At 54.7% G+C, this 13,412-nt stretch carries 11 protein-coding genes; 6 read left to right on the plus strand and 5 right to left on the minus strand.

Going from position 1 to position 13,412, the window contains the following annotated elements:
* Positions 1-8 precede the first annotated feature (8 nt).
* Positions 9-1,508, plus strand: coding sequence for a cell wall metabolism sensor histidine kinase WalK (locus HED22_RS00615; protein ID WP_167717848.1), 1,500 nt, complete (start codon positions 9-11; stop codon positions 1,506-1,508).
* 81 nt (positions 1,509-1,589) lie between these two features.
* Here HED22_RS00615 and HED22_RS00620 read toward each other — a convergent pair whose 3' ends face one another.
* From HED22_RS00620 to HED22_RS00635, 4 genes are all read right to left on the minus strand, one after another.
* On the minus strand, positions 1,590-2,702 hold the full coding sequence (locus tag HED22_RS00620) for an ABC transporter ATP-binding protein (protein WP_167717850.1): 1,113 nt from the start codon (positions 2,700-2,702) through the stop codon (positions 1,590-1,592).
* A 4-nt stretch (positions 2,703-2,706) separates the two neighbouring features.
* Positions 2,707-3,594: a carbohydrate ABC transporter permease gene (locus HED22_RS00625; protein ID WP_167717851.1), complete on the minus strand. Its 888-nt coding sequence runs from the start codon at positions 3,592-3,594 to the stop codon at positions 2,707-2,709.
* Complete coding sequence (locus HED22_RS00630) at positions 3,587-4,495, minus strand: carbohydrate ABC transporter permease (RefSeq protein WP_062954514.1); 909 nt, start codon at positions 4,493-4,495, stop codon at positions 3,587-3,589. Before HED22_RS00630 ends, HED22_RS00625 begins: the two co-directional genes overlap by 8 nt.
* Positions 4,496-4,592: 97 nt before the next feature.
* On the minus strand, positions 4,593-5,855 hold the full coding sequence (locus tag HED22_RS00635) for an ABC transporter substrate-binding protein (RefSeq protein WP_167717852.1): 1,263 nt from the start codon (positions 5,853-5,855) through the stop codon (positions 4,593-4,595).
* Positions 5,856-6,129: 274 nt separating this feature from the next.
* Here HED22_RS00635 and HED22_RS00640 point away from each other — a divergent pair, with 274 nt between their 5' ends.
* The gene (locus HED22_RS00640) at positions 6,130-7,332 is read left to right on the plus strand and encodes an adenylate/guanylate cyclase domain-containing protein (RefSeq protein ID WP_167717853.1); all 1,203 of its coding nucleotides are present in this window, start codon (positions 6,130-6,132) and stop codon (positions 7,330-7,332) included.
* Positions 7,333-7,632: 300 nt separating this feature from the next.
* On the plus strand, positions 7,633-7,797 hold the full coding sequence (locus tag HED22_RS00645; RefSeq protein ID WP_008891829.1) for a DUF1127 domain-containing protein: 165 nt from the start codon (positions 7,633-7,635) through the stop codon (positions 7,795-7,797).
* A 116-nt stretch (positions 7,798-7,913) separates the two neighbouring features.
* On the opposite strand, the gene HED22_RS00650 is transcribed toward HED22_RS00645, so the two are convergent.
* On the minus strand, positions 7,914-9,491 hold the full coding sequence (locus HED22_RS00650) for a cryptochrome/photolyase family protein (protein ID WP_167717854.1): 1,578 nt from the start codon (positions 9,489-9,491) through the stop codon (positions 7,914-7,916).
* A 263-nt stretch (positions 9,492-9,754) separates the two neighbouring features.
* Here HED22_RS00650 and bfr (HED22_RS00655) point away from each other — a divergent pair, with 263 nt between their 5' ends.
* The 3 genes from bfr (HED22_RS00655) to HED22_RS00665 all read left to right on the plus strand — a co-directional run bounded on the left by bfr (HED22_RS00655) (position 9,755) and on the right by HED22_RS00665 (position 13,411).
* Entirely contained in the window at positions 9,755-10,231 is a 477-nt protein-coding gene (gene bfr / locus HED22_RS00655; protein WP_167717855.1) for a bacterioferritin, read from the plus strand.
* Between the two features lie 21 nt (positions 10,232-10,252).
* A complete protein-coding gene (gene bfr / locus HED22_RS00660) occupies positions 10,253-10,744 on the plus strand; it encodes a bacterioferritin (protein WP_167717856.1) in 492 nt (163 codons plus the stop codon).
* Between the two features lie 177 nt (positions 10,745-10,921).
* Positions 10,922-13,411 (plus strand): heavy metal translocating P-type ATPase, encoded by a 2,490-nt coding sequence (locus tag HED22_RS00665; protein WP_167717857.1) that lies wholly within the window; start codon positions 10,922-10,924, stop codon positions 13,409-13,411.
* The last annotated feature ends 1 nt before the right edge of the window (position 13,412 follow it).

A 13,412-nucleotide genomic window follows, 5' to 3' on the forward strand; every position in this document is an offset into this window, starting at 1 on the left:
GTCATCCGATGGGCGATATGTTCGCACAGTTCAGCAATTATATGCGCCGCTACAAGCCGCGCACGCTGGGCGGGCGTATCTTTCTCCTGATGATGCTGGGTGGTTTGATCATCGCGGTACTCAGCGCCATGGCATCCTATTACGTCATCGAACGCGATGAACGCATCGGCCGTGCCTATACACTGGGCTTTACCATTCGCGAATTGGTTCGGATTGCCGAAAACCCGGAATTTGAAGAAAACATCATCGATATCGCGGCCCGCGATGGCATGACGATGCGCATTCTGCCGCCCGATGATCTGGGGACATTGTTGCTGTTCTCGCGCCCGGCACAGCACATTCCCTTGCCCGTGCGTCTGGCCAATACCGGTTGGCCGACATCGGTGAAGGTGCATTTCGAGCGCGGACGACTGAGCACGGAACAACGCGCCACCATCGAGGCCACCGAAAACCCCAGCCTGTTCTTTGCTGAACTGTCGCGCGAAATCGCCCGTCTGGGCCTTGAGGCACAGGTCGAAATCCTGATGCCGTCGGGCAAGCGCATCCTGGTAAGCCATGATGAGCTTTGGGCGAATTACTCATCACCATCGCTTGTTTTCCTGATGTTCCTGATGGGGGTGGTGGCGGTGTTGGTTGTGTTTGCCGGGCTTGCCGATTTGCTTGCAGGTCCTTTCAAACGCCTGACCAACGCGATTATCGATCATGGCGATGAGGTCAGCGGCCCGCCTGTCGAGGAACGCGGCCCGACCGAGGCACGGTCAATGGCGGCTGCCTACAACGATCTGCGCGAACGCATTTCGCGCATGCTAGGCGATCGCACCCGGATGCTGGCCGCCATTTCCCACGATTTGCGTACACCCAGCACACGGTTGCGCTTACGCGCCGAGTTCATCGAAAATGATGAACTGCGTGAAACCGTGCTGCGTGATCTTGATGAAATGGACAGTCTTCTGAATGACGCGCTTGATTTCCTGGGCGACTGGATCGCCAAGGAAGAAGAACGCACAGTCGATTTTGTTTCCGTGCTCGAAGCCATTTGTGATGATTACGCCGATCTTGGCCGCCCGGTAAGCTTCGCCGGCCCGCAACCCCTGCAATTCAGTTCGGTTCATACCGTTTTTGGCGGTGGGGATGATGCGCACTCCTTTGATGGCAAACGCAGTATTCGGCTGTCCTGTCGGCCGGGTACGTTAAAGCGTGCCTTTACCAACCTGATTGAAAATGCCCTGAAATACGGCCATCGCGCCAATGTCAGCCTAGAAGCAACCGCTGATACGGTTCTGGTTACCATCCGTGACGAAGGGCCCGGTATCCCGGTTGAGCATCAGGACAAGGTGTTTTTACCGTTCTATCGTGTCGAAGGATCACGTGCGCGCAGTACCGGGGGCAGTGGCCTTGGTTTGTCGATTGTCAAAACCGTGATTGATGCCCATGACGGCCGCATTGAATTGCGCAATATGCCGGGCAAGGGGCTTGAAGTTCTGGTGTCCCTGCCGCGCCGGGTTTAGATCCACGCTGAACTGAGTGAGGCGGAGCAGGGGCCAAAAAGAAGAATGGCGGGTGGCCCCCAGAACCACCCGCCAATCAGATCAGATCCGCAACTCGGTATCCGGGTCAAACAGACTGATCTGAGACATGTCGGCCGAGAACGTCATGCTCTCGCCCGGTGTCGGTGCGCGGTCCGGACGGACGCGAGCGACGATTTCCTTACCGGCGATGTCGATCACGGTCATGGTGTCGGCACCGGTCGGTTCGATCACTTCGACCTTGCTGTCGAAATTGACATACTGGCTGCCCGGTTCGTCCGAATTCGTGCGCTTGTGGGTCAGGGCTTCGGGACGGATGCCGAACACGACGTCCTTGCCGATATAGCCATGATAGCTTTCCGGTGCCTCAAACAGCGGCAGGACAATCGGATTGCCATCGCGCGGAATGGTCACAGCCAGCTTGCCACCTTCTTCGGTCAGGGTCGCATCGATGAAGTTCATTGATGGTGAACCGATGAAGCCGGCCACAAACATGTTGTTCGGGCGCTCATAGATGTTCTGCGGAGTATCGAACTGCTGCAGAATACCGTCTTTCATTACCGCGATGCGCGACGCCAGAGTCATCGCTTCGATCTGGTCGTGCGTGACGTAGACGATGGTCGAGCCAAGACGCTGATGCAGCTTCTTGATCTCGGTACGCATGTCGACACGCAGTTTCGCATCAAGGTTTGAAAGCGGTTCGTCAAACAGGAAGATATCCGGGTCACGTACAAGCGCACGGCCCATGGCCACACGCTGGCGCTGACCACCCGAAAGCTGGGACGGTTTACGATCCAGAAGCGGCTCGATCTGAAGCAGCTTGGCCACATCGGCAACCGCCTTGTCACGTTCCTGATTGGAAACGCCACGGATTTCGAGGCCAAAGGTGATGTTCTTGCGGACCGTCATGTTCGGGTAAAGCGCATAGGACTGAAACACCATGGCGATGTTACGGTCCTTGGGGTGCACGTCGTTGATAACGCGATCCCCGATGCGGATTTCCCCGTCAGTCGAGCTTTCCAAACCTGCAATCAGGTTCAGAAGGGTGGATTTACCGCAACCTGACGGGCCGACAAGGACGAGGAACTCGCCATCATCAATTGCCAGATTGATTTCCTTGAGAACTTCGACAGGGCCAAATGCCTTGCGAACTTTATCGAGGGTGAGTGATGCCATTTACTTATCCCTTCACCGAACCGGCGGTCAGGCCGCGGACGAAGTATTTGCCTGCGAGGACATAAACCAGCAGCGTCGGAAGGCCGGTCAGCAGGGCTGCCGCCATATCAACGTTGTACTGTTTCACGCCGGTCGTGGTGTTGACGATATTGTTGAGTGCGACGGTCATCGGTGCGTTTGCGCCAGAGGCAAACGAAGCACCGAACAGGAAGTCGTTCCAGATCTGGGTGAACTGCCAGATGACCGAAACCACGATGATCGGGGTCGAGATCGGCAGAATGATGCGCCAGAAAATGGTGAAGAACCCGGCACCGTCGATGGTGGCTGCCTTGACCAGTTCATCCGGGATCGAAACGTAGTAGTTCCGGAAGAAGAGCGTGGTGAAGCACAGGCCGTAAACCACATGGACCAGAACAAGGCCCGGGGTGGAGCTTGCAAGACCAAGCTTGCCAAGAACCTGTGACATTGGCAGCAGCACGACCTGGAACGGAATGAAGCAGCCAAACAGCAGCAGGGCAAAAACGATGTTCGCCCCCTTGAACCGCCACTTGGTCAACGCATACCCGTTAATCGCACCAAGGAAGGTCGAAATCAGAACGGCGGGGATCGCCATTTTGACCGAGTTCCAGAAATAGATTTTGATCCCGGTACATTCGACACCAACACAGGCTTCGTTCCATGCATAGTTCCATGCATCAAACGTCACCACGCGCGGCAGCGAAATCAGCGACCCTTCACGGATTTCGTCAAGCGACTTCAACGAGGTCGCAATCATGACGATCAGCGGGAAAAGGTAATAGGCCGCAAACAGGATCAGAACGAGGTAGAGCAACCCGCGCAGAACAGTGTTTTTCCAGCCTGCGTCGTGGCTGTAGGTCTGAATATCAGCCATTTTTCTTGCCTCCGCGCAGTTCGGAATACAGATACGGCACAATGATCGCCATAACGGTCGCCAGCATCATCATGGCACTGGCTGCACCAACACCAAGCTGGTTACGCTGGAAGGCCATCGTGTACATGAAGGTTGCCGGAAGATCGGATGAGTAGCCCGGGCCGCCGCCGGTAAGGGCAATGACGAGGTCAAAGCTTTTGACCGCCAGATGGGCCAGAACGACGATCGCGCTCAGGAAGACCGGGCGGATCGACGGAATGATAATGCCGAAGTAAATCCGGGGCAGGCTGGCACCGTCCATATAGGCTGCGCGAATGATGTCCTGATCGACGCCGCGCAATGCCGCAAGGAACATTGCCATGACAAAGCCCGATGCCTGCCAGACAGCTGCGATCACAACCGTGTAGATCGCCATGTCCGAATTGACCAGCCAGTCGAACTTGAAGCTCGTCCAGCCAAGATCATGCATCATGCTTTCAAGGCCAAGGCCCGGATTAAGAAGCCATTTCCAGACAGTACCCGTCACAATGAAGGACAGGGCCATCGGATACAGGAAGATCGTGCGAAGCGCGCCTTCGGCGCGAATACGCTGATCAAGAAGAACTGCCAGAAGGCACCCGATGAACAGGCAGGTCACAATAAACAGACCGCCAAAGATCAACAGGTTTTCAATGGCAACATGCCAGCGTTCCATCTGCCACAGGCGTTCATATTGTCGCAGACCTGCCCAATCCCAAACAGGAAGCATGCGCGACTTGGAAAACGCCATATAGCCGGTCCACAGGATGAACCCGTAGACGAAAAACAGGGACGCAGCAAAGGACGGCGCAACAACGATCTTGGAAAGATGACGCTGAATGCTGGCCATCAGGTTGCTTTCGGTGCTTTGAGAAGCCCCCATAACCTTTGCCTCAAAAGTTAAATGAGTGGGAAACAGGCCCCGGAAATTCCGGGGCCTGCAAGGTGCTCATATCTCAGAGTGTACTGATCAGATGAGATTAGTCTTTGGCAAGTTCAACTGCTTCGACCAGACGCGAGACGGCTTCGTCAGACGACATGTCGGAGTTGAAGTGCGCGGTCACGACGTCAACGATCGCACCTGCAAGGTGGCCGCGAAGCGCCATGCCGTGTGCCATGGACGGAAGGAACCCGCCAGCTTCCTGGGCTGCTTCGAGATCAGCTTCGGATTTTTTGGCGCAATCGTCGAATTTCTCAAGCGATACGCCCGAACGTGCCGGGATCGAACCTTTGAGCAGGTTGAAGGTTTCCTGGAACTTTTCGCCAACGATGAGTTCAGCAAGAAGTTTCTGGCCAGCAACCTTGTCATCACCCGAAACGTTGAACATGGCAAAGCTGTCAACGTTAAACAGATAGCCGTGATCCGAAGGGGTTGCGGCACAGATGAAGTCTTTGCCCGGTACTTTGCCAGCAGCAAGGAATTCGCCTTTTGCCCAGTCACCCATGATCTGCATGGCGGCTTCGCCATTCATGACCATTGCAGTGGCAAGGTTCCAGTCGCGACCCGGGAAGTCAGCATCGACATAACCGCGGATTTTACGCATCTGGTCAAACACCGATTTCATGGTGTCGGAGTTCAGCGCGTCTTCGTCGAGGTCGATCAGGGCTTTCTGGAAGAATTCCGGGCCGCCAAGACCAAGAACGACGGTTTCAAAGACGGTTGCGTCCTGCCACGGCTGACCACCATGTGCGACCGGCGTAATACCAGCAGCCTGCAGCTTGTCAGCAACAGCGTTGAATTCGTCCCAGGTGGTCGGTGCTGACTCGACGCCAACTTTCGCCAGAAGGGTCGGGTTTGCCCAGATCCAGTCAACGCGGTGAACGTTTACCGGAACAGCAACATAGTCGCCTTCATATTTCATGACGTCCTGAATCGCAGCCGGGATAACGTCATCCCAACCTTCAGCAGCAGCAACGTCATTCAGATCGGCAAGGGCACCCTGTTCGGCCCATTCCTGAATGGCCGGACCTTTAAGCTGAACAGCAGCCGGTGCATCGCCCGACAGAACGCGCGAACGCAGAACGGTCATGGCTGCATCGCCAGCACCACCAGCAACCGGGCTATCAACCCAGGTGCCGCCGTTGGCTTCAAAATCTTCTTTAAGGGATGCGACAGCTTTTGCTTCGCCGCCCGAAGTCCACCAGTGCAGAACTTCAGCGGTCGGCTCGGCATGAGCAAAGCTTGCAGTCGCGAGTGCAGAAAATGCCACACCAGTGGCTAGGATGGTTTTGCGCAGATACATTTAGGTTTCCTCCCTGGCTTTTAACCATTTGCAGCGACAACATGCTGCGAGAGGGCGCGCAATGCATCCACAAAACTGTAACAGGGCGTTTCCAGATTGCGAACTGAAACGTTCTGTTACAAAATTGCCAATATACGGCCTAACTATATTGCAAAGCAGCAAAAACAATTAGCGCGTTTGTGTGCATTAAAGCTGTGATGCATTGGAACGAATGGGCGGAATTTCATGGCAGTTATTGCGTGAAATCGCAGGTATCAAGGGGTAGGCGGCCACTATGTGGAATAATGCACCTGTCATCGACTGGATTGCGTCAACGGGCCGACTGCTTGAAGACCCCAATGCGTTTTTTAACGGGTTGATGGAACAGCTCAACACCAATGGTTTTCACATTGCGCGAATGCGCTGTTCGATGCAGGCCCTTCATCCGCAAGTTGCCGTATGGTCGTTCACATGGGATCGTGATCAGGGGGCACATTTGTGGGAAGCCAACCATGGCATCCATGAAAGCGGCGCGTATATCGGAAGCCCGGTCGAAGAGGTCAATTTGCATGGTGGCCCGGTCCGGATCCAGCTGGCCAAGGTTGACCCGGCCGACCATCACCCTCTGGTAGGTGAACTGGTTGAGATGGGGCTGACTGACTATTATTGCACCCGTGTTCGCTTCAGCGGTGGGCGCTGGTGTGTGATGACAATTGCCACAGACCAGTCAGGCGGTTTCGAGGATGGCGAGATCACCTGTTTTGACGGATTGCTCGATCATATCGGGGTGGTGCTTGAACTGCATGTTACCAAACGGATCGAACATTCCCTGCTTGATACCTATTTGGGTGAGCGCACCGGTGCGCGCGTCATGCATGGTCAGATGCGCCGTGGTGACGGCGAAACAATCCGGGCTGCGCTCTGGTTTAGTGATGTGCGCGATTTCACGGTTCTGACTGAAACCCTGTCCGTCGAACAGCTGCTTGATAGCCTCAATGTCTATTTCGAAACGGTCGAACGCGCTGTGCGTGCCCATGGTGGCGAAATCTTGCGTTTTGTCGGGGATGCCATGCTGATTGTCTTTGCCCAGGAAAACGACCAGTCGGCAGAAACCGTCTGCGAGAATGCCCTGCGTGCGGCCGAGGCCGCCTTGGCGGACCTGCAAAATGTAAATGAAACCCGTTCAGAGGCCGGATTGCCACTTCTGCGTTTTGGCGTCGGGTTGCACTATGGCGAGGTGGTGTATGGCAATGTGGGGGGAACCCATCGGCTTGATTTCACCGTCATGGGGGTTGCGGTCAACCGGACTGCGCGCCTTGAAAGTCTGACCAAACAGATCGGGACACCGTTGTTGATGTCCGACGTTCTGGCAAGCCACATCAAAGCTGCCACGGTTTGTTGTGGTGACTTCGCGGTCAAAGGCGTTTCTGAACCACTTACTGTTCATGCCCTCGAAGCAGCTTTGCCATTTGCACCAGCCGACGGCGACAAGACCTAGCCAGGCAGTATTTCAAACCCTCTAAAAGCTCAAAAATGTTGCATCGCACAGTTTTCCTGAAGGCACAATTCAACTCAAAACATTAGACATGATCATCTTATCAGCCACGAATTGTCGGGTATGATCGTCCCGGGCGTGTTTATCTGTGAATAAATGGCACAGATGATATGCATTTTTTGGTGGTTGAGGATCAAATGCAATTTCGACATATTGCAACGCGAAGCAAGCCAGTGGATGCGCCAGACAGTTGGAGGTTACCTCCAAGGCAGCATTCCAATTTGTAACCCAAGGAGGTTCAACATGTTCCTGTCCAGTATTCTCGTTGCTGTTCGCCGTTGGGCCTATGCACGCTCGGTCGCGAATGAACTTTACGGCCTTGATAAGCGCGATCTTGATGATGTCGGGATTTCCCAGTGGCAGATCAAAGACGTTGCTCGTAAAGCAGCCCGTGACGCGATTGCATAACGCTCGCACCATATAGGCACCCGTTATTCGGGATCGCCAATGCTAAAGCCGGACCCAGTCCGGCTTTTTGTGTTTCTGGGTTTTGAAAATCTCGCCCAATACTGACGGTATTGCTATCAGAACAGGTCAGCCTGGCTAGGGCTGGCGTCAAGCTTGTCGTCGTCAAGCTTGTGCAAAAACGCTTCGGCTTGGTCAATCAGGTCGCGTTTTTTGTCGTCTCTCATCCGCGCCCAGTTGCGGTAAGGCATGCCAAGGCGGGGATTGTTGCCAAGTTTCTTGGCGTTGCGATCCATGAAGTGCCAGTAAAGCGCGTTAAAGGGGCATGCATCTGCGCCGGTATTCTTGCGCGGGTTATATTGGCATCCCTGGCAATAATCCGACATCCGATCAATATATTTGCCGCTGGCCGCATAGGGTTTGGATGCCATCTTGCCGCCATCAGCATATAGCGCCATGCCAAAGGTGTTGGGCAGTTCAACCCATTCAAACGCATCAATATAGACCGCCAGATACCATTCACAGACTTCTTGTGGGTTGAGCCCGGCCAGCAGCGAAAAATTGCCAATCACCATTAATCGCTGGATGTGATGTGCATAGGCATTTTCAAGCGTTTCCCCAATCGCCTGTTTCAGGCAGTTCATCGGCACGTCCCCATCCCAGAAGAATGCGGGCAGGGGCCGCTTTGCATCGAAGTGATTGCCGTTTCCATAATCCGGGCCAAGATACCAGTAAAGTCCGCGGACATATTCCCGCCAGCCAAGGATTTGGCGAATAAACCCTTCGACAGCATTCAGCGGTGCCTTGCCGTCATGATAGGCTTTTTCGGCCGCATGGCAGACTTCATCGGGCAGCAACAGACCGATATTGAGGCACGGGCTGATCAGGGAATGATACAGCGTCGCACTTTTGACCGTCATCGCATCCTGATAATCGCCAAAACGCGGCAGGCGATGTTTGATGAAATGGTCAAGCGCACGCAGGGCCTCTTTGCGTGTCACGGGCCAACCGAATGACGCAATATTCCCAAGTGCATCGGGAAAATCATCCTCGGTGCGATCGAGCAATTCTTGGGTGATCTTGTCGGGGGCAAAGGTCTTTGGCGATGGTGGTGTCACATCATCGGGCAGGCTTTTGCGGTTGTCGTGATCAAAGTTCCACTGCCCGCCCACCGGTTTACCATCAGGCTCCATCAGGATGCCGGTATCGCGCCGCAAACCGCGATAGAAATACTCCATCCGCAGTTCCTTGCGGTCCTTAGCGAAATCTTCAAAACCCGAAAGCGGGGAAAAGAACCGGTCATCGGCACGCACATCAACCGATATATCAAAATCATCCGGCCACTTGTCGATTTCGTGTCTTACCCGCCATTCACCGGGTTCAGTGACAATAACCTGTTGAATGTCGTGTTCGGCGATCGCCGCCTTCAGGGCGTCGGTAAAGGATTTCGTCTTACGGTTCTGATAATCGAAGTATTCAACATGGAAACCCTCATCGCGCAGCTCGTCAGCGAAATGGCGCATGGCGGAAAGGATCATTACGATCTTTTGGCGATGATGGGCCACATAGGTGGCCTCACTGCGTGGCTCTGCCATTACGATCAGATCACGATCAGGATCTGCGTCCTTCAGGCTGGAAACGCCGCGGGTCAGTTGGTCACCAAGGACGAAACGAATGGTCTGAAAGCGGGACTTCATGTTTTGCTTCGATTTATTGAACGGCAGTCAGGAGTCGTACGAAAACAAGCGGCAAAAGGATCGCCAAAAAGGCCGAAACCATCGAACCGATTTGCATTCTCAGGAAAATCCGTGCGAATGATTTTTAGTCATTCAGGACGAGTGGAAAATTTCAGAAAAATCGGCTAAATTATTGATAATGGTAATCAAAGGCGCGTTTTTAACTTGCAACATGCAAGTGGGATTCCCAGTATCTTCATAGCCCAACCATCAGGAGATCCATGATGAAAGGTGATCCCAAGATCATCACATATCTTAATCGCATTCTGACCAATCAGTTGACTGCGATTAACCAGTATTTCCTGCATGCCAGAATGCTGCGGGACTGGGGCGTGGAAGAAATGGGCGAGTACGAGTACAAGCTCTCGATCAAGGAAATGAAACGCGCCGACGACACGATTGAGCGCATTCTGTTCCTTGAAGGCCTCCCCAATCTTCAGAACCTCAACAAACTGATGATCGGCGAAAATGTCGAAGAGATCATCAGTTGCGACATGAAATTTGAACTGGCAAGCCTGCCGCTGCTGCGTGAAGCCATTTCCGCCTGTGAAAAGGCCGAGGACTTTGTCACCCGCGATCTGCTGGTAAAATTCCTGGAAGAACAGGAAGACCATGTCGACTGGCTTGAGACCGAAGAATGGCAGCTCGAAAATGTCGGGATTGCAAACTTTATCCAGAGCCGTTCAGGCGACGGCGATTAATCAGATCAGGAGTGTTACGCCATGAAGGGTAGCAAAAAGGTTCTCGCCGCGCTGAACAAGCAGCTTACAGCCGAACTGTCGGCGGCGGATCAATACAATACGCATGCTGAAATGTATGCTGATTGGGGCCTGCATTCGCTTTATGAGCGCATGCATCATGAAAAGGATGAGGAACTCGAACACGCAAAGCGTCTGATCGAGCGTATCCTGTTCCTTGAAGGTGTGCCCGATACCGCATCGCGCGAACCGATCAAGATCGGCAAAACCGTGCCCGAGATGATGAAAAACGATCTCGAGCACGAATATCACGTCATCAACCTTCTGAAAAAGGCGATCAAGATTGCCGAGGCAGAAGACGACTTCCAGACCCGCCAGATGCTGGTCGAGCTGCTTGATGACAGCGAAGAAGATCATGCTTACTGGATTGAACAGCAGATTCGCCTGATCGATATGATGGGTCTGCCGAACTACATCCAGTTCCGCGCTGCGGGCGAACCCAGCCCGGAAGGCTGATAAGTCGCCACAATCATGCAAAAAGCCCCGGACTGGTTCCGGGGCTTTTTTTGTTGCGCCATCGTTATTTTAAGCGGCTTTTGGCGCCAGCGCTATTATTCGGCTTGACCTTCCAGTTGCTGGAAGCTCTATGGTTGCCCATATTCCAATAAGAATCCTTAATTGAGGTAACGTGATATGGACAGCCGGACCGAACAGTTAGACACCCCGTCAGGTGCGGCAGGCGGTGCCCCCGCCGGAGCGAAGCCAGCAAATGACGACGATGTCAGCTTCCAGATCGAAGGCATGTCATGCGCAAACTGTGCCGGGCGCGTTGAAAAGGCACTTGGTGCACTCGATGGTGTGTCCGAGGCATCGGTCAACTTCGCGCTGAATTCCGCGAATGTTCACTTTGATCGCAGCAAGACCGATACCGCGAAGATCGCACAGGCCGTAAATGACGCCGGTTATAGCGTTGTGGAAAATCAGCTGTCCTTTGATGTCGATGGCATGTCCTGCGCGAACTGTGCGTTGCGGGTAGAAAAGGCGCTGGCAGCCCTGCCAGGTGTTTTAACAGCCAGTGTGAATTTCGCCCTTGAACGTGCTGATGTGTCGACCTTGTCCGATAGCGTAAACGACGCCCGCGTGATCAAGGCCATCGAGGATGCTGGGTATCACGCGACATCGCGCAACGGTCCCGCGTCCGAGACGCCGGATGAAGAGGGCGCTGATACCGTTGCCAAAAAGAAAACCGACAAATCCCTGATCCTGTTGGCGGTATCGGCACTGCTGACCGCGCCACTGGTCCTGCAGATGGTCTGGATGAACCTTGGGGTGTCTTATCACCTGCCAGCTTGGGTCGAACTGGTGCTGGCGACGCCCGTGCAGTTTTATATCGGCGCACGGTTCTATAAGGGCGCATATGCAGCGCTTCGTCATCGTAGTGCGAATATGGATGTGCTGGTCGCCCTTGGGACGTCGGCGGCCTATTTCCTTAGCCTCTATAACATGGTCACAGCCAATGCCGGGCAGGCCCATCTTTACTTTGAGGCCTCGGCTGCGATTGTAACCCTGATCCTTGCCGGCAAGATTATGGAAGAACGCGCCAAGCGCGGTGCATCGGCCGCCATCCGTGAATTGATGGCACTCCGCCCGCGTCGGGCGCGCAAGCTCGTTGACGGTGAAGGCGAACAAGATGTTGCGGTCGAAAGTCTTTCGGTCGGTGATATCGTCCGTGTGTTGCCCGGTGAACGCCTGCCGGTGGATGGGACGGTGCGTGCTGGTGACAGCGAGCTTGATGAAAGCCTGATCACCGGTGAAACCCGCCCGGTCGCCCGAATGACTGGCGACGCGGTTGTCGGTGGCGCGGTCAATGGCACCGGTCGACTTGATATCGAAGTTCGGGCAGTTGGCGATGATACAACGCTGTCGCGTATCATTCGTCTGGTGGAACAGGCCCAGACCGGCAAGGCACCTGTTCAGAAACTGGTCGACCGCGTTTCTGCGGTGTTTGTGCCGATTGTGGTTGGCATCGCACTTGTGACATTGGCTGCCTGGCTATTTACCGGCTTTGGTGCGGAGGCCTCCATTGTTGCCGCTGTATCGGTTCTGGTGATTGCCTGTCCCTGTGCTTTGGGCCTTGCAACGCCAACCGCCCTTGTCGCCGGAACAGGCAGTGCGGCGCGCAACGGTATTCTGATCCGCAATTTCGAGGCGCTTGAGCAGGCCCATAACGTTGATACCGTCATTTTCGACAAGACCGGTACGCTGACCGAAGGCACCCCGACGGTGCGCAATGTCGAAGCCGTCAATGGCATAGAGCGCGACGAACTTCTTCGCCTTACGGCGGCAGTTCAGTCGGCCAGTGAACATCCGCTTGCCCGTGCCATCGTCTCGCTTGCCCGTGACGAGGGTCAAACACTGCCCGACATCAGCAACTTCAAAGGCAAAACCGGTGCCGGTGTCATGGCAGAGGTTGATGGTCGCAAGGTTGTGGTTGGCTCCGAAGCGCTGCTGAGTGATCAGAACATTGGCCTACCAGCCGATGACATCGCACAGGCCATCAAGACCCACGAGGGCGAGGGGCGAACTGTGATTCTGGTGGCTGTCGATGGTGCGTTTGCGGGTTATATGACGCTTGAAGATCGCATTCGCGAAAATGCCAAGCAGGCGATTGCCGACCTCAAGGCGCGCGGAATCGCATCAATCATGCTGTCGGGGGACAGTCAGGATGTCGCAAGCCATGTCGCCCGTGAGCTTGGCCTGGAACGCGGTGAAGGTCGTATTCGCCCGCAGGACAAGGCGCTTGAGGTCGAAAAACTCCGTAAGCAAGGCCGTCACGTTGCCATGGTCGGCGACGGCATCAACGATGCGCCTGCGCTGGCGGCGGCGGATGTCGGTATTGCCATGGGCGGTGGAACCGATGTTGCCATGGAAACCGCCGGCATTACCCTGATGCGTTCGGACCCGGCACTTGTGTCTGCCGCGATTGATATTTCCATCGCAACCCGTCGCAAGATTGCACAAAACCTGTTTTGGGCCTTTGCCTATAACGTGGTTGGTGTGCCCTTGGCTGCCCTTGGTGTGCTTAGCCCGGCAATTGCCGGTGCTGCGATGGCACTCAGTTCGGTCTCGGTTGTGGGCAACTCTCTGACGCTTCGTCGCTGGAACGCAAAGGGACGGGGATAAG

It is taken from the genome of Thalassospira sp. HF15 (genome assembly GCF_011806525.1).
In the GTDB taxonomy this organism is placed as follows: domain Bacteria; phylum Pseudomonadota; class Alphaproteobacteria; order Rhodospirillales; family Thalassospiraceae; genus Thalassospira.